This is a genomic window from Glaciecola siphonariae (genome assembly GCF_042652645.1).
Classification (GTDB): Bacteria; Pseudomonadota; Gammaproteobacteria; order Enterobacterales; family Alteromonadaceae; genus Glaciecola; species Glaciecola siphonariae.
In genome coordinates this window covers 175,386-190,294 of sequence record NZ_JBHSGU010000001.1, presented here as the reverse complement: position 1 = coordinate 190,294, position 14,909 = coordinate 175,386, and the positions used below count along the sequence as shown (strand labels likewise).

Genomic DNA, 14,909 nt, shown 5'->3' with positions numbered 1-14,909 from the left:
TTTGATGCCTCAACACCCTGATATTAAGAGTCTTTTAAATGAGTACGCGCCGCTGATGGCGCGTATTGCGTCGACCCACGAAGTAAACCCCTCGCTCAGAGAAGACTTAATTCAAGATATAAGCTTAGCGGTATGGCGAGGCTTGTCGAATTTTAGGGGAGAGGCAAGCGTTAAAACCTTTATAGCAAAGGTGGCGCATAACCGCTGTGTTGATCATGTATTGCGTGAAATGCGTTACAGCAAGTCTATCGACACTAACCAAGATATTGACGATACCCTTGCCGCTCAAGCTCAGCAAAATGAACACTTAAATGATAATAAGCGCGATGCCAAGCTCGATTTTATGACCGCCCTGCACAGACTGAACCTAGGCTATCGTCAGGTCATTACGATGCAGCTAGAGGGTTTTACTCAAGCTGAAATTGCAGGCGTGCTGGGTATTAACGAGGCAGCCGTCGCTAAGCGCGCCAGCCGCGCACGCACTCAACTAGAAAGCATGTTATAAGGCGCAAACATGAACGATAATTTTGAAAAATGGCAACAGCAGTATCATCAAAACACGCCGAGCGTTGATGTGGGAAAGTTAGCCAAGCAAGTTGCAAAGCTGCAATCTAAAGAGCGGCTCAAAGCGTGGTCAGAGCTTGTGTTCGGACTGGTAATAAGCGTATTTTGTGTAGTGAGCGCGCTATATTTTGCTCAAAGTGCAACAGAGAAGGTAATTTACCTGTGCTTGAGTCCAGCCCCCGTTGGCTTTGCTTTATGGGCGTTTAGTTTAACAAAAAAACGGTGGCGCCAAGCAAGTTACAGCACTCGTGAGTTGCTGGATATTAAACGCCAGCACGAAATTGATAAGGTGCGTTATTGGCGAATGTCGGCCCTTGTGGTCAGCGCATTATGGCTGGTGTTGTTATGTACTAGCGTAGTGATGTTTGTGCTTACTGGGAGCTTACAGCCCTGGCTGGGTTTAACGGCGATTAACGCCATTGTGGTAACCATCACGCTGTATAGATACCTGCAGCTGCAAAAAGCGCTAACTGCGCGCTTGCAAGACATTGAGTCGCTTACATAAGCAATGCTAATAACAGAAAAGTAAAGAGTGATTGACTAATGGGCAAGGCACAGCGAAGCAGAGAGCCGCGAGAATGCAGTCAATGTAAGCTTGAACAATCTGTGCTGTATAGAGTAAAAACACAGGCGCAGGGCGACTGGCTGTTTTTGTGTTCAGACTGTCAAAAGCATTGTAAGCAGCTCCCAGACTATCAATATGGCGGCACATGGAAGCAAAAGAAGCGCAATTAATACCGGCTCACCTTTTGTTTTGCCACCCATGCAAAATAGCTGCTTAGCTTTTCATCATCTTTAATGGCCTCAAAGGTATTCAAGTGTTTTGCTAGCTCCATTTCAGTGTAAGTTTTATGGATGCCGTCATGGCATTGTCTGCAAATATCGATGCCCTGCGCTAACTCACTTTTCTTATAATGTTTCTTAAAAAATGTACGCCTGTGCATCTTTTTTGGAATGAGGTGGTGGAAGGTTAAATGCAGCACTCTATTGCACAGCATACAGGTACCGTGCCGGGTTCGTCTTGGGTGATTATGAGTAAGTGCTTGTATTGTCTGCATATGCTTTAAACGTAGCTTTTTATAATGTGGTTTAGTTCGTTTTTACAAGGCTAAATTGCACAAAACATCGCAAAAAATTAACATTAATTAAATTTCTTTTATAGACAAAGGCTTGCCCAAAAAGTGAGCTTTTAAGATTGCTAAGCCTTAGGTTTTCATTAATATGGCCGTTGTAATGTTCATGCAGGGATGGCGTGAAATAAACTCACTCTACGGAGGCAATCATGAAAGAGAATCAAAAAACTTCTACAGAAATCATGGATATAGTGGTTGATGTGTCTGCAAAGCTCGGTCAAGTTGGTATTGTGTGTTTAATGCTTTCAGTGTTGGTTAGCCTAGGTTACTAAGGTCAGATAACATGCAAGCACGCTCCTAGAATATGGAGCGCTAAAACGCTCGCTCCAATTATCTTTAGTAGGCTGAGAGGTGTTTTGTAAAGAAATTGTAAACAAAATGCACACGAAGCTGCCTGGCCAAAAGCGCTGTCCTTATACTCCGACCACACAAGAACAGAATCGCGTATTTCTATGCCGAAAAGAGCTTGGTTCATTCTATCATCATGCCATTAAGTAAATCCGTGGCTAACACCATATCTAAATCCATAACTTATTCCATAACCCAAAGCAGTACCAAACCAGCACTTTCCATTGTTATATACCAAATTGAAGCTTTTACTCCCAATGTTGTAAACCAGCGGCGAGCTTTTTCAGTAATCACTACATACCTAATAATTTAAGGATGTTATGAGTCTTACTCGCGCTGAAAAATTTGAGTGTCCGTACTGCATGACTTACAACGATATCGAAATTGATGAAGAGAACGATGTGGGTCAGCAGCAAATTGTGGATTGCCAAATTTGTTGTTCGCCAATAGAGGTGCTCATTACCGACAACGGCTTTGGCTTAGAAATAATTGCCACCCGAGACGATGAATAAAATGGGTAAGGGCATATGACCATACACGTAACTAAAGAGCAAATTGCCGGCATGGGCAAGTTTGAGCGGGCAAATTTTATCAACAGCCTGTCGGGCATGAAAAGCGCAAATTTAATTGGCACAAAGAGCGAGCACGGCGTAACTAACTTAGCCTTAGTGAGCTCTGTGTTTCATGTGGGTGCAAACCCGCCGCTCGTTGGCATGTTGATGCGGCCACACACGGTGGTAAGAGACACTTTACAAAATATTAAAGACAGCGGCGTATACACCATTAACCATGTAAACGAGGCAATGGTAGAGCAAGCGCACCAGTGTTCCGCTCGTTACGACAGCGACAAAAGCGAGTTTGAGGCTACTGGCTTGGAGGAGCAATATTTCAATGATTTTGCGGCGCCTTTTGTAGCACAAAGCAACATCAAGTTTGCTGTTGAGGTAAGAGAAATACAGGTACTACAGCTAAATCAAACAGAGTTGGTCATTGGCGAGATAGTGGGCGTGCTGAGCAACAAAGATTATTGCTTAGAAGACGGGTATGTTGATATACAAGCAGCGGGCTCCATCGCGGTATCGAGCTTAGACAGCTATCATCGCACTGAGCGAATTGACCGCTACAGCTATGCAAAACCCGACGAACCATTACGCTCGATATGGAAGACGCAATCATGATCCCAAATTTAGACCAGCTTTTAATAGTCTGCGGAATTGCACTGGCGTTTGTGGCCGGCATCGTATGGCTATTAATTAAATTGCCAGTGGACGACGGTGAGCCTGAGCAAACAAAGCCTAGTCAGCACAGTGGTTTGCCAGATGAGCAGTCGAAAGAGTAAGAAACGATTTACAATGAGCGGAGTGTGAGGGCGCTTTACACAGTAGCCTTGAACTAATTCATATTTGGTGAATCCAAAGCTTTAGTGTATAAGTATAACTATTAGCTAAACAAAAACAGTTACGTACGATTTATTTTCAAAGGCTCACCCTCGCGGTGGGCCTTTGTTGTATTGGCCTAGCCTAAAAAAGAATAATTATCATTTTTATTAGAGATGAAGGAAGCACTATGAAAAAACTTGACCGTCGTGATTTTTTAAAACTATCAGGTAGCACCTTAATTGGTATGACTCTTGGTGGAGTGGCGCTTCGTGCTAATGCCCAAGAGAAGCTGGCTTTGGACGATCCAACTGCGATCGCATTGAAATACACCCATAAGTCAGAAGTAGAAGGTGCATATTGCAAAAACTGCATGTACATTCAGGGTGAAGACGGTGCCGAGTGGCGCGGTTGTGGTATCTTCCCGGGCAAAGTAGTTGCCGCTGACGGATGGTGCTCTGCTTGGATGAAAAAGGCATAAATAAGTCAGTCAAATGCTAGACTCAAATTAAACATTAAAAAGCCCGCTAGTCAGCGGGCTTTTTGTTTGCAGGGCCATATTCTCAGTGGCCATTATCTATGGGTCATGTTTTATGGGCGATGTTCTGCGGGCAAGTTTCTATGGGTCACGTCCTATTGGGACGTAAACGGAGCCATCGCCTCATTAAAGTGGCTTTGTTCAATTGCGCTTTGCGCCAATTCTGGCTTGGTTAACTTCTGACTCGCTTGCTCGTACTTATATGCAAGATTAAGCAGAAACGCTTCATCCCATTTTTTTCCCATAAAGCTCAAATTAATAGGCAAACCGCGCATCGTGCCCATAGGTACCGACACTTGTGGGTATCCGGCGATTGCTGCCATCCATCCGGCTCCTGCAAACCCGCCTGCAAAGCTGTCTCCGTAAACAGGGTCAATTAAAAATGCAGGTGTTTGTGAAGGCATCATGATTGCTTCCACTTTATAGTCGCTAAGCAGTTTATCGATGCCCTTGGCTTGTGTTGCCTCTCGTAAAAAAGCGAGCGCCTCTTGATACTCTTCGTTATAGCCCTCTGTGGCCTGGGCATCTACAAACAAAGATTGGCCAAAAATAGCAAGCTCTCGGTCAGACTGGGCATTAAATGCAATGAGGTCTGCTAGGTTTTTGCTTGTCACTTCAGGCGCCGCATTGGCAAGGTAGGCGTTTAGTTCGTGCTTAAACTCAATTAACAATACCTGAAGAGCTTTTCCCCAAAACTCGTCTGGCGTTTCAAATTCTTCAATATCCACTACCTCAACACCTTGCGCGACTAGTGCGGCAATAGCTTCATCAAAGGCGGCAATGATCTCAGGGTGTTCTGACTGAACGGCACGGAACACGCCTATTCGCTTGCCTTTAATTGGCTGCTCAAGTTCTGCGGCATAGTCTTTTTTATAGCGGTCAGCATCGGCGGTTGCGGAGTCTCGCGGGTCGGTTCCTGCCATTACGCTGAGCATAATGGCCGCGTCTTTAACCGAGCGAGTCATGGGGCCAGCGGTATCTTGCGTCACTGAAATGGGCACAATGTGCGTGCGCGACAGCAGGCCAACGCTGGGCTTAACACCCACAATGCCGTTCATCGCCGTTGGGCAAATAATACTGCCGTTAGTTTCGGTACCAATCCCTAAAGGCGCATACTGGGCAGCAATGGCCGCGCCTGTGCCCGACGATGAACCACAAGGCGTGCGATCTAAACTATGTGGGTTACGGGTTTGACCGCCCACTGCGCTCCAGCCTGATACCGAATCGCCGTCTCTAAAATTTGCCCATTCCGATAAATTGGTTTTGCCTAATATGATGGCGCCGGCCTCTTTTAAGCGAGCAATAATAGGCGCATCGCGCCCGGTGTTGTTGTTAATGAGGGCAAGACTGCCGGCAGTGGTTGGCATTGTGCTGGTTTCTACATTGTCTTTTACCAGCACGGGCACGCCGTGTAGCGGCCCAACAATGTTGCCGGCTTTAACTTGCTTGTCTCGCTCTTTGGCAATGTTTAGCGCCTGTGCATTTATGTTTAGCACCGCTTGAATACGAGGTCCTTGTCGGTCGAGCGCTTCAATGCGCGCCAAATAAGCCTCTACTGCTTGCTCTGCCCTTATCTCTTGAGTAGCAATTTTGGCAGCCAGTGCATGGGCCGACATGTCAATAATTTTAGTTGTCGCTTGGTTTGCCGAATCCTTTGCTGGTGCGTCTGCGAAAGCCAGTTTGACTGAGCCCATTGTTATTGCAAGCACAAGCGCAGCGCAAAGAGAAAATGAAAAGGCTGTGAGCTGAGAAACCCGCGAAGTTTGTCGCATATGTATTCCTTTTTAAGTATTTATTGTTGATGTGGTCGTCGTTATGTTGATGCTTTTATTGTTGCTTTAATTGTCGCAATAAATAATACCGCTGTTTGGGCTCTTCTTTCAGTTGTAATCAATGTAGCGAGTGCGGCGAATGGTATCAATTGCGATAATTCAATAGGCATAACCGGTAGTGCTTTCATAGCGCCATGGTGCATCTTAATGCTATGACATTAATCAACTTATGCGCCTTAAGCAAGCCGAGCATTCAAAGTAGGGCCTCTCTCACCAAAGTCCCCTCAAGCAAAGCATCTCAAAGTAAAGAAATCTTAGTAAAGAAATTCTAGTAAAGAGCCTTGAGTTACGCACCTTGAGTAAATAACCTTTAGTTACGAACCCAAACCAAGGCCTCCAAATAAAGAACTAAACTAGAGCACACAAACCAAAGCACGCAGAATCTTTCATTCAAGGGTTAAAACGCACCGCCTTGTGTACACAAAGCCGCGCAAAACGTTTCCTAATTGGTTTTTATTAAAAGGAATATTCATGAGACATGCGGTGACATAAGGGGTCATAAAGCGTGATTTTGAGGATCGCTTTATCCGACAATAATGCACGAAATTATCTTACAATTAGCGCCATAAGCTCAGCTTTGCCTGATGTTTTAAATCTAAGTTATTAATAAATATGCATTATTTTCGTTCTTACATGTATCTTGCGGAGCAAGCTCGCACGTGTGCAATATTCCAAAAAACACGGTTAAACACGATTTTTATGCTTTCATGTTATAGATTTATCCAATCTTTCGCCTATATTTCGCGTAATCATTTCAACACAGATTGTCTCTGTTGAATTTTTAACATTTAGGTAAGGAAGACAGTACATGAAAAAACTTATGATGGGTGGTTTATTAACACTAGCGAGTACCGCAGTATTCGCCGCTGACGTTTGTGAAGGCTACGGTCCGCAGACAGGTCGCGATATTGACCAGCGAGAAGGAACAAACAAAGTTGTTTTTTCTATGGCACCACCGTCTACACAAATGAATTTGTGCAACATTCACTTTCATAAAAATGCAGAGCACAAGGCAAAAGACTTTTCAGTGCCCGCTCCTGGTAATGCAGGCTTTATGTGCGGCATGAGTCAGAACCTTACTGCTGCAGAGCTAAAAGCGCCAGCAGGTAAAGTATGCGGTGATTTAAAACCAGGTGACACTATTGAAATGCACTGGGTACACACTTCGTGTGACGTAGCACCGGGTCCTGGCTTGGGAAGCTGTTTATCTGACAAGTGTGCAAACCCAGACTTACGCGTAGAAACCCAAGTATTTACATTGGTAAATGATTCGAGCGCGATGGATTTCAACGACATGGACTACGATGGCAACATGGTGAATGGCTACCATCAACCAAAAGCGCTACCTATGACAACAGGCGCTCCAGTTGAGTTTTTAGGCTCCACTACTGGCCCTTCTTATACTGAGCAGGTGTGTTCACCGCTACAGGTAAGCTGGTCGGTACGTCCGCAGTGCGCAAAACTAGATATCAACAGCATCGCTAAATGGTGTGAGAGCAATGAGTTTGACGAAAAAGAAGGTCATGGTGTTCGTCAGTTAGTTACCGACAAGCGCTTGCTTTCAGTTATTAACTAATTGCAGATTAGCATTTTGCTAAGTTGATAGTTAATTAGTTTGTACCAAACGCCGAGCTCGTCTCGGCGTTTTTGTGTGAGCAGCTTTCTTCAAGAGCCAGCGCCGCTAGCAAAAACCAGCAAGGCCCTGAAACTCGGCATCACGCCGGTATTGGTAAGTTAGCAATTTGTAGGTACGAGCACATCCCATCTAGCATCACACTTAGCATCCCATTTAAGTTCAGTTTTACGATTCATCCAAATAAACTATAAATTTGAGCTAAATAGCCTCTCTAAGCCCCGATTTACCTGTTTTTTTATACCATTTTACCGTGTAGTTTTTATCTGCTTTGCCGATACAAATCTATTGAGATAGACCAACTATGGATATTTGATTGTATTTTTATGGCGGCAGTTAAACTTCAAACCCTTTCTGTAAAGCATTTAAAGCCGGGCATGGTTTTGCACAGCATCGTCAAGCAAACCGGTAGGCTTGAGGTGAAAAGTAAGGGCAAAATTCGTCATAAAGGCGTAATTGAACAGCTCATCGCAAGCGGCGTAAAGTCGGTCAAAATTGAGCTGGCCGATGAAAAACCCTCAAAGGCAGGCAAAGTCACCACGCAAAATTTAGCTAAGCGCTTTGAAGCCGCTAATGACGACAAGGTCGAACAAAAGCCCGCGATTGATCTGCACGCGCCACCGCCTAAACTTTTATTGTCTGACATTTTAGTGCCAGAAGACGACTTTGAAACCATTGAATTAGATGACTTTCACAGTGCTGGTGAAGTGGCCGATGATAGCATTGATGACGCGGGCAAAGGCCACGCCCAGACAACACCCGCACACAAACCATCTGCCGAGCAAGCGCCATCGGTTAAAAAAGAGCAAGCACCGCCTAAACTAAACGATAAAGCCAACAGCAAACGCGAACACGAAAAAATTGAGCAGCTAGTGATTGACTGTAAGCGATTGCATAACAAGCTAAAACTCAATATCGAGAAAAAAGCGCCGGTAGATTTGAGTGAATCAAAAACCATTGTGTCTAATTTGCACGCTAATTTGATGGAAGACCCAGAGGTATTGCTGTGCCTGAGTATGATACGTAATGACGGTGAGTATTTGAGCAATCATGCTATGCACACGTCGGTTTTATTGTGTCATTTTGCGAAGTTTTTGGGGATGTCGGCATACGATTGTAAGCGCCTCGCGCTATTAGGATTCTTTTTCGATATTGGGATGCTGCAAGTACCCAAAGAAATTTTGCATAAACAAGGTGTACCGAGTCCGAACGAGCAGAAAATTATTCAGTCGCACGTGCAAAAATCTTTAGACTTACTCGCACCCCTCGAATTAGACAGCGAGTTAGTGCTCGCTATAGAGCAGCATCACGAAAGACTTGATGGCAGTGGTTATCCAAATCAACTACAGGGCGAAGATATCCATAAATTTGCGCGCATGTTAGCCATTGTTGACTGCTACGATGCGATGACCACAAACCGCCCATTTCAAAAAAAATCGAGCCCCGCGGCAGCGCTCAAACTTATCACCAATAAAGCCTATGGATACGACCTGAAATTGGCACTGCAGTTTGTGCGATGCATTGGTGTATACCCAGTGGGGAGCTTGGTTATATTGAGCAATCAGCAAATTGCGCTGGTGGTTAAAAACTACGAAAGTAACGCACTCAAACCAAAGCTTAAGGTGTTTTATTCGATTGACACAAACGACTACATTGAGCCGGTTAATCTCGATTTATCAAAGACAAACAGCAAGCTCACCATTTTGAAGCCAACGCTTGCAGAGCATCATCGCCTCGACCTCGAGCGAGTGACCTTTTAGCCCATGGACTGCATTAGCAGATTAGTCAGACTAGTTACAAACATGTTCATCATGCAAAGCGTTAGTGTAATGTCTGCTTACGTCATCTCTGCATGTGTAATTGCTTTTTGCGTAACGTCCCTCTCTCATGCCCAAGATTCGACCAGTGGTTCGGCTTCTGGCTCTGGTGAGCCTACTCGCGTATTGTTTTTGTCTTCAGGAAGCGCCGACAATAGCTTTGATACAGCCATTATGCAGAGCTTTTCAAAGCATTTATTTAGTGTTTCTGAAAACGGCGCCTCTGAAAACGCCGCCTCTAATGTTGTCACTAATGCCGCCACTAATGCCGCCACTAACAAAATAGCGCTGTTCGACGAATTCCTCGATTTTAAGCGCTTCGATTCACCAGAAAACATCGCGAGTACGGCAAAGGTGCTTGGCGCAAAGTATCGAGACACCGTGTTCGACCTCATCATCTTTGACAGCCAAACCCTCGCAGACTCGCTTGATTACGCGAATAACATCGCCAGATCGGCAGCTAAAATAGTGCTCTTGCGAGACAACGAAACACCTAGCGGCGCTTATCAAAATGTATTTGCATACTCCATAGCCCCCGACTACGACATGCAGCTTAGCGCCATTGCAGATTATAGCGGTCGTAAACACATTTATATATTGGTAGATGCCTCACGCGCTGAGGCATTTATAAAGCTTAAACAAGCTTTTGAGGCGCAAGAAGACGCCAAGATACACATTGAGCTGGTTGAATTTACCAGCTTGGGCCAAAGTATTGATGTCCTTAGAGCCCTCGACCCAACATCTCTAGTGTTTATTACGCCCATTACCGCAAAAATACGTGATGTAGTGTTCAGCCCCAAAGAAGTAGCCGACCAGCTAGCTAAGTTAATTCCGGTGCCTATTGCTGTGCCATACAGTGCGATGATCAGCCATGACATTTATGGTGGTTACGTAGTCACGTCTGAATCAATTGGCCAGCAGTTGGCAAGTAATGCCTTGGCCCTTCTTGCTGGTCAGCAAACACTGGCCGATACCACCAATAGCTACCAGTGGCAGGTAAACCATAGCGCGATGCGTATTAATAATATGTCGTCTAAGAATTTCCCAGCAGATACGCTCATACTTAATCAGCCCCCCTCTATATTTGAGATGTTTTACCAAGAGCTCATTGCAGTAGGTATTGTAGTGGCGATATTAATGGTGGTGGTAAACCTGAACTTATCGCGGTATCGCAAACTTAATAAACAAAAACGCAAAGAGTTGCGCTCACAGCATCAGTTGCAATTACTGAACAAAAGAACTGAGTTGGCAACGAATTCAGCACATATTGGCGTGTGGGAATATGTGTTTTCAAACGGCCGTCTTGCATGGAATTCGGTGATGTATCAGCTCCATGGAATCGAAGAGTTTGGCGAATCGTTTTCAATGGAAGGCTGGATGAATTTTTTGCATAAAGACGACCAGCTCGCGGTAATGCAAATTTTGGCATCCTATGATGCAGATAATCCGGTGTTTGTTCACGACTATCGATGCATTGACCCTAAAATGAATACTCGTTATCACCGCATTCGCGGTGAGCGTATTTTTAATGAGCAAAATGAGTTGGAGAGGCTCGTTGGCACGGTTATGGATGTGTCGGATGAGATTGAAAACGAAAAGCATCTGCGCGAAGAGCATGACAGAGCAAATAGCGCTAGAGCCGCAAAAACTGCCTTTTTAGCCAATATGAGTCACGAAATTCGCACCCCGCTAAACGGCGTATTAGGTGCGGCCGACATTTTGTCGCGCTCAGAATTAAACCCAAAGCAAAGCACCTACACCAATATGATCAAGTCGTCGGCAACAGGGCTGCTATATATATTGGACGATATACTCGACTTATCTAAGATTGAGCATGGTGAGCTGAATATCAACGAGCAAGCCACTGAACTGCGCAAAGTTGTTCAGCAGGTTATGTCGAGTTTTGCTTTAGAAATAAAACGAAAACAGTTAAAGCTCAAGATTCTCTTTCCTCAGCATGTGCCGAGTAATTTACTGCTCGACCAACAGCGTTTGAAGCAGGTGTTATTTAATCTTGTGGGTAATGCTGTGAAGTTTACCGAAGAGGGTTATATCCAGATTGAGGTAGATTTTGCCTTTAACGTGCCTAATTCAAGCCAAGAAGGGCAGCTTACCATTGAAGTAAAAGATACCGGTGTTGGCATAAGTGAAGAAGGTCAGTCGCGTATATTTAAAAGCTTTGAGCAAGACGATGTGTCGACGGTTCGAAAGTTCGGCGGCACCGGACTTGGTTTGAGTATTTCCAAAAAATTAGCCAAGCTAATGAACGGTGATATAAGCGTAAAGAGCAAACTCGGTGAGGGAAGCGCCTTTTTATTGACCTTACCTAAGGTAGCGCTGATTAACGAAGAGCACAAGCCCGTTGATAAAGAACAGACTGCGACGCCTGACTTTGGGTCAAAGCGTATTTTAGTGGTTGACGATATTGAAATTAATCAAGAAATTGTGGGCCAAATGCTTAAAGACACCGGCGCACAGTACATTTTTGCCAGCAATGGTTTGTATGCCTTAGAGGTCCTCGAAAAACACAGTTTTGACATTATTTTAATGGATATTTTAATGCCAGAAATGGACGGCTACGAGACGACTCTCGCCATTCGCAAAAAAGAGAGGCTGCAAGGGTTAGAGCCATCGCTCATTGTGGCTTTAACGGCTCATGCCCTTAAAGGCGACAAAGAGAAGTGCCTAGCGGTAGGCATGAACGACTATTTAACCAAGCCCATCAACCGCCAAGCCCTATACACATGCCTGAGCAAATATTTGCTTGAAAAGGAGTGTACGGCATGATGCTTAAAAATAAGGCTGTATCTTGTTGTTATGCCCCAGTGTTATGCGCGGTGCTTGCATGGACCTTATTGTTCAGCTGTTCGCTCAACGCGCAAAATGCCTATTCTGAATTTTCAATCTCGCCTACCATTTTATTGGTCACTAACGAAAACGGCGAACTGCCTTGGAATCAGAAGTTTAAAGCGTCGTTTAGCGACAATCTCAAAGCGCGTTATCCAAACGCAAAAGTGTATAACGAATATGTTGATTCGATTAACTTTAGTCATCCTGATTATCTTGATGCAAAGTTTGCTCAGCTAAAGCTTAAATACAACAAAACCCATTTTGACTTTGCGGTGATAGACGGAAACGGCAATGCCAATTTTGAGGGGCATGCATTTTCGCTTTTACCCAAAACCCCTAAAGTGATTATGCGCTGGGATCAAACTAACGCGCTGCGAGAAGACCCGCTGCGCAAAGTGTTTAACGTAGCGCCAAGCTATTCTCAATTAATTCAGTCAATTGTGCGCACCAAAGCGCCAAGCACCATCGCAATCATGCATCATGCGCTGGCCAGTAACACATTAGAAGATTTAGACAAAGTACGCGAAGACATTGGCGCTCGTCGATACTCTGCCAATATTGAATACATGCCGGTTACGTCAATTTACGAAGCGCAAAACAAAATTAAACGCCTACCGGAGAACAGCGTTGTGGTGATTCTGCCGTTCCAGTTGTCGTATGGGCAAAACGCGGCTTATCCGAGAGACATTGTTACGCAGATTTCAAACACCTCAGATGTGCCTATTTTTGTACATTGGGACACCTTAATCACCGGCAAGGTAGTGGGCGGTTATGTGGTATCGGCCTCTAAAGTGGCCGAGCAGGTGGCGTTAGCAGGCATCAATGTATTAAACGGGCGCAATCTCATTTTGCAAAACCGCAATATTTATGAACATGTTTACAACTACAAAGCACTCGAAGCTTTTGGCATATCTCGCACCTTTTTGCCCAACAATAGTCGCGTCATTAATAAGCCTGATAGTGCATTTAGCCTGTTTACGAATACTTATATTAGTTTGGTGGTGCTGGTGCTGTTTTTGGTAAGTGTTGCGCTGCTGATGCTGCGCTGGAACCGCGCGCTGAGTAAACATCAAGCCAAGCTATTAGCCTCCAAGGCAAGTTTGCAGGCCACAAACGAACGCTTTGAACTGGCCACATCTGCAGCGAGTTTAGGAATTTGGGAGTATGAGCTTGGCAGCAAAGCCATGTATTGGAATCGTTGGATGTATGAGCACCATCAGCTCGCCTCCACGAGTGCCTCGTATAATTTTGATACGTGGTTAACCCTTGTTCACGATGATGACAGAGGCGAGCTAGAACGCACCCTTGTTCACGCCATTGGCCGCAAGCAAGCCGAGGTTGATATACAGTATCGCGTTATGTCGTCTTCAGGAGATGTGCGGTATTTAAGCCTGCATGCACAAGTTATTTTAGACGATAAAGACTTACCCGACCGCCTACTTGGCACACTGAGAGACGTTACCACGCAAATAGAGTATCGCAGCATGCTAGAAACTGAACGCAAGGCCGCCGAGTCGGCCACCCGAGCAAAGACCGAATTTTTAGCGGGTATGAGCCATGAAATACGGACGCCCATGAATGGTGTGATTGGCGCCGCTGACCTACTCGGCCAGAGTAATTTAAATGCGTTTCAGTCTAAATACGCAGGCATTATTAAAAAGTCGGCCACCGGGCTACTGCGCATTCTCAACGATATTTTAGATTTGTCTAAAATTGAAAGTAATAAGCTGCAAATTGCGAAACATCCATTTGATTTAGAAGAGCTGCTGATTTCGACCGTGGCGTTTTATCAAGCTGCGGCAGTGGAAAAGGGCATTAAGCTACAGTTGCTGTTAAATCCTGAGGCGAAGGTATGGGTGTCGGCAGACAGCACACGTATTAAACAGGTGTTACAGCATCTTATTGACAATGCCATTAAATTTACCGACTTAGGCGATGTAGATGTAATCGTGAGCCTTACCAATATCAGTGAGTCAAAGGCGGTGAGCCGGCCAAGGTTAAAAGTAGAAGTACGAGACACCGGCGCTGGAATTGCACCTGAGCGCCAAGTGCAGATATTTCAGCGCTTTGTGCAAACAAGCTCAAACCATGTAAGCCAAATTGAAGGCACCGGCCTGGGCTTAACCATATCGAGCCAACTGCTGAGCTTAATGAAGGGCGCTTTAACGCTGGAGTCGCAGCTTAATGTGGGCAGCAGCTTTTTTGTATCATTGCCCATTGATGTGCTCGATTTTAGAAGCGCCCAAGGCTATGAGTTTAATCAAAGCGGATTGGCACAAATGGTCGGTAAAACCATACTGGTGGTCGACGACAACGAGATTAATCATGAAATTTTAAGCCATATGCTAATGCCAACAAAGGCTAATATTTTGGTGGCTGAATCGGGCAGACAAGCAATAGACATGGTAAAAACCCATCATGTAGACATTATTTTTATGGACATTGTTATGCCTGAAATGGACGGATTTGAGGCTAGCAAGCGTATAAGAGAGCTTCTTGCACAGCAGGGCGAAGCGCAGTGCACTATTGTAAGCATTAGCGCAAACAGCGAGTATGATATTAATAGAAGCGATGCGGCTGCGGATTTCGACTACATTTTGACTAAGCCTTTGCGCCAACCAGAAATTATGGGCGTATTGTCGGACGCGTCTCGTCGTATCGCTGCAACGAGTGAGAAGTCGGAGCCTCAGGGCGCAAAGCCTGTTTAGCCGTTTTATCGATGTTAAAACTTACGTCTTTGTAAATGGTGTAATGATTTAGTGACCCAGGTATCATAAAAGCCTTACTCATATTGAGTACCAAAAACCTGCTAAGCGAA

The 14,909-nt window shown here is 44.9% G+C and carries 14 protein-coding genes; 12 read left to right on the top strand and 2 right to left on the bottom strand.

What is annotated here, in order from left to right:
* Positions 1–4 precede the first annotated feature (4 nt).
* Genes ACFO4O_RS00920 through ACFO4O_RS00910 form a run of 3 tightly spaced genes read left to right on the top strand, consistent with a single transcriptional unit; the run spans position 5 to position 1,299 of the window.
* Complete coding sequence (locus ACFO4O_RS00920) at positions 5–505, top strand: RNA polymerase sigma factor (protein WP_382405357.1); 501 nt, start codon at positions 5–7, stop codon at positions 503–505.
* A 9-nt stretch (positions 506–514) separates the two neighbouring features.
* On the top strand, positions 515–1,069 hold the full coding sequence (locus tag ACFO4O_RS00915; RefSeq protein ID WP_382405356.1) for a hypothetical protein: 555 nt from the start codon (positions 515–517) through the stop codon (positions 1,067–1,069).
* Between the two features lie 38 nt (positions 1,070–1,107).
* A complete protein-coding gene (locus tag ACFO4O_RS00910) occupies positions 1,108–1,299 on the top strand; it encodes a hypothetical protein (RefSeq protein ID WP_382405354.1) in 192 nt (63 codons plus the stop codon).
* Here ACFO4O_RS00910 and ACFO4O_RS00905 read toward each other — a convergent pair.
* Positions 1,296–1,562: a hypothetical protein gene (locus ACFO4O_RS00905; RefSeq protein ID WP_382405352.1), complete on the bottom strand. Its 267-nt coding sequence runs from the start codon at positions 1,560–1,562 to the stop codon at positions 1,296–1,298. The genes ACFO4O_RS00910 and ACFO4O_RS00905 overlap by 4 nt on opposite strands.
* Before the next feature lie 284 nt (positions 1,563–1,846).
* Between ACFO4O_RS00905 and ACFO4O_RS00900 the strand changes: the two genes are divergently transcribed.
* The 5 genes from ACFO4O_RS00900 (at position 1,847) to ACFO4O_RS00880 (ending at position 3,902) form a co-directional block, all read left to right on the top strand.
* Positions 1,847–1,969 (top strand): hypothetical protein, encoded by a 123-nt coding sequence (locus tag ACFO4O_RS00900; protein WP_382405350.1) that lies wholly within the window; start codon positions 1,847–1,849, stop codon positions 1,967–1,969.
* 396 nt (positions 1,970–2,365) lie between these two features.
* Entirely contained in the window at positions 2,366–2,557 is a 192-nt protein-coding gene (locus ACFO4O_RS00895) for a zinc ribbon domain-containing protein (protein ID WP_382405349.1), read from the top strand.
* Positions 2,558–2,578: 21 nt separating this feature from the next.
* Positions 2,579–3,223 carry a flavin reductase family protein gene (locus ACFO4O_RS00890; protein WP_382405484.1) on the top strand — a complete coding sequence of 215 codons (645 nt, stop codon included), beginning with the start codon at positions 2,579–2,581 and terminating at the stop codon, positions 3,221–3,223.
* Complete coding sequence (locus ACFO4O_RS00885; protein ID WP_382405348.1) at positions 3,220–3,384, top strand: hypothetical protein; 165 nt, start codon at positions 3,220–3,222, stop codon at positions 3,382–3,384. Before ACFO4O_RS00890 ends, ACFO4O_RS00885 begins: the two co-directional genes overlap by 4 nt.
* A gap of 227 nt (positions 3,385–3,611) precedes the next feature.
* Positions 3,612–3,902, top strand: coding sequence for a high-potential iron-sulfur protein (locus ACFO4O_RS00880; RefSeq protein ID WP_382405347.1), 291 nt, complete (start codon positions 3,612–3,614; stop codon positions 3,900–3,902).
* A gap of 152 nt (positions 3,903–4,054) precedes the next feature.
* Here the strand turns inward: ACFO4O_RS00880 and ACFO4O_RS00875 are convergent, their stop codons facing one another.
* The gene (locus ACFO4O_RS00875) at positions 4,055–5,731 is read right to left on the bottom strand and encodes an amidase (protein WP_382405346.1); all 1,677 of its coding nucleotides are present in this window, start codon (positions 5,729–5,731) and stop codon (positions 4,055–4,057) included.
* Positions 5,732–6,599: 868 nt separating this feature from the next.
* Here ACFO4O_RS00875 and ACFO4O_RS00870 point away from each other — a divergent pair.
* The 4 genes from ACFO4O_RS00870 to ACFO4O_RS00855 all read left to right on the top strand — a co-directional run bounded on the left by ACFO4O_RS00870 (position 6,600) and on the right by ACFO4O_RS00855 (position 14,799).
* Entirely contained in the window at positions 6,600–7,367 is a 768-nt protein-coding gene (locus ACFO4O_RS00870) for a delta-class carbonic anhydrase (RefSeq protein WP_382405345.1), read from the top strand.
* 383 nt (positions 7,368–7,750) lie between these two features.
* Positions 7,751–9,184 carry an HD domain-containing phosphohydrolase gene (locus ACFO4O_RS00865; protein ID WP_382405344.1) on the top strand — a complete coding sequence of 478 codons (1,434 nt, stop codon included), beginning with the start codon at positions 7,751–7,753 and terminating at the stop codon, positions 9,182–9,184.
* Positions 9,185–9,253: 69 nt separating this feature from the next.
* Positions 9,254–12,028 (top strand): ATP-binding protein, encoded by a 2,775-nt coding sequence (locus ACFO4O_RS00860; protein WP_382405343.1) that lies wholly within the window; start codon positions 9,254–9,256, stop codon positions 12,026–12,028.
* Positions 12,025–14,799, top strand: coding sequence for an ATP-binding protein (locus ACFO4O_RS00855; RefSeq protein ID WP_382405342.1), 2,775 nt, complete (start codon positions 12,025–12,027; stop codon positions 14,797–14,799). The genes ACFO4O_RS00860 and ACFO4O_RS00855 overlap by 4 nt, the downstream gene beginning before the upstream one ends.
* Positions 14,800–14,909 lie beyond the last annotated feature (110 nt).

What these genes read in the sequence shown, in the direction of transcription:
- ACFO4O_RS00920 (WP_382405357.1), top strand. Translation starts at nt 5, where the DNA reads ATGCCTCAACACCCTGATATTAAGAGTCTTTTAAATGAGTACGCGCCG.
- ACFO4O_RS00915 (WP_382405356.1), top strand. Translation starts at nt 515, where the DNA reads ATGAACGATAATTTTGAAAAATGGCAACAGCAGTATCATCAAAACACG.
- ACFO4O_RS00910 (WP_382405354.1), top strand. Translation starts at nt 1,108, where the DNA reads ATGGGCAAGGCACAGCGAAGCAGAGAGCCGCGAGAATGCAGTCAATGT.
- ACFO4O_RS00905 (WP_382405352.1), bottom strand. Translation starts at nt 1,562, where the DNA reads ATGCTGTGCAATAGAGTGCTGCATTTAACCTTCCACCACCTCATTCCA.
- ACFO4O_RS00900 (WP_382405350.1), top strand. Translation starts at nt 1,847, where the DNA reads ATGAAAGAGAATCAAAAAACTTCTACAGAAATCATGGATATAGTGGTT.
- ACFO4O_RS00895 (WP_382405349.1), top strand. Translation starts at nt 2,366, where the DNA reads ATGAGTCTTACTCGCGCTGAAAAATTTGAGTGTCCGTACTGCATGACT.
- ACFO4O_RS00885 (WP_382405348.1), top strand. Translation starts at nt 3,220, where the DNA reads ATGATCCCAAATTTAGACCAGCTTTTAATAGTCTGCGGAATTGCACTG.
- ACFO4O_RS00880 (WP_382405347.1), top strand. Translation starts at nt 3,612, where the DNA reads ATGAAAAAACTTGACCGTCGTGATTTTTTAAAACTATCAGGTAGCACC.
- ACFO4O_RS00875 (WP_382405346.1), bottom strand. Translation starts at nt 5,731, where the DNA reads ATGCGACAAACTTCGCGGGTTTCTCAGCTCACAGCCTTTTCATTTTCT.
- ACFO4O_RS00870 (WP_382405345.1), top strand. Translation starts at nt 6,600, where the DNA reads ATGAAAAAACTTATGATGGGTGGTTTATTAACACTAGCGAGTACCGCA.
- ACFO4O_RS00865 (WP_382405344.1), top strand. Translation starts at nt 7,751, where the DNA reads ATGGCGGCAGTTAAACTTCAAACCCTTTCTGTAAAGCATTTAAAGCCG.
- ACFO4O_RS00860 (WP_382405343.1), top strand. Translation starts at nt 9,254, where the DNA reads ATGTCTGCTTACGTCATCTCTGCATGTGTAATTGCTTTTTGCGTAACG.
- ACFO4O_RS00855 (WP_382405342.1), top strand. Translation starts at nt 12,025, where the DNA reads ATGATGCTTAAAAATAAGGCTGTATCTTGTTGTTATGCCCCAGTGTTA.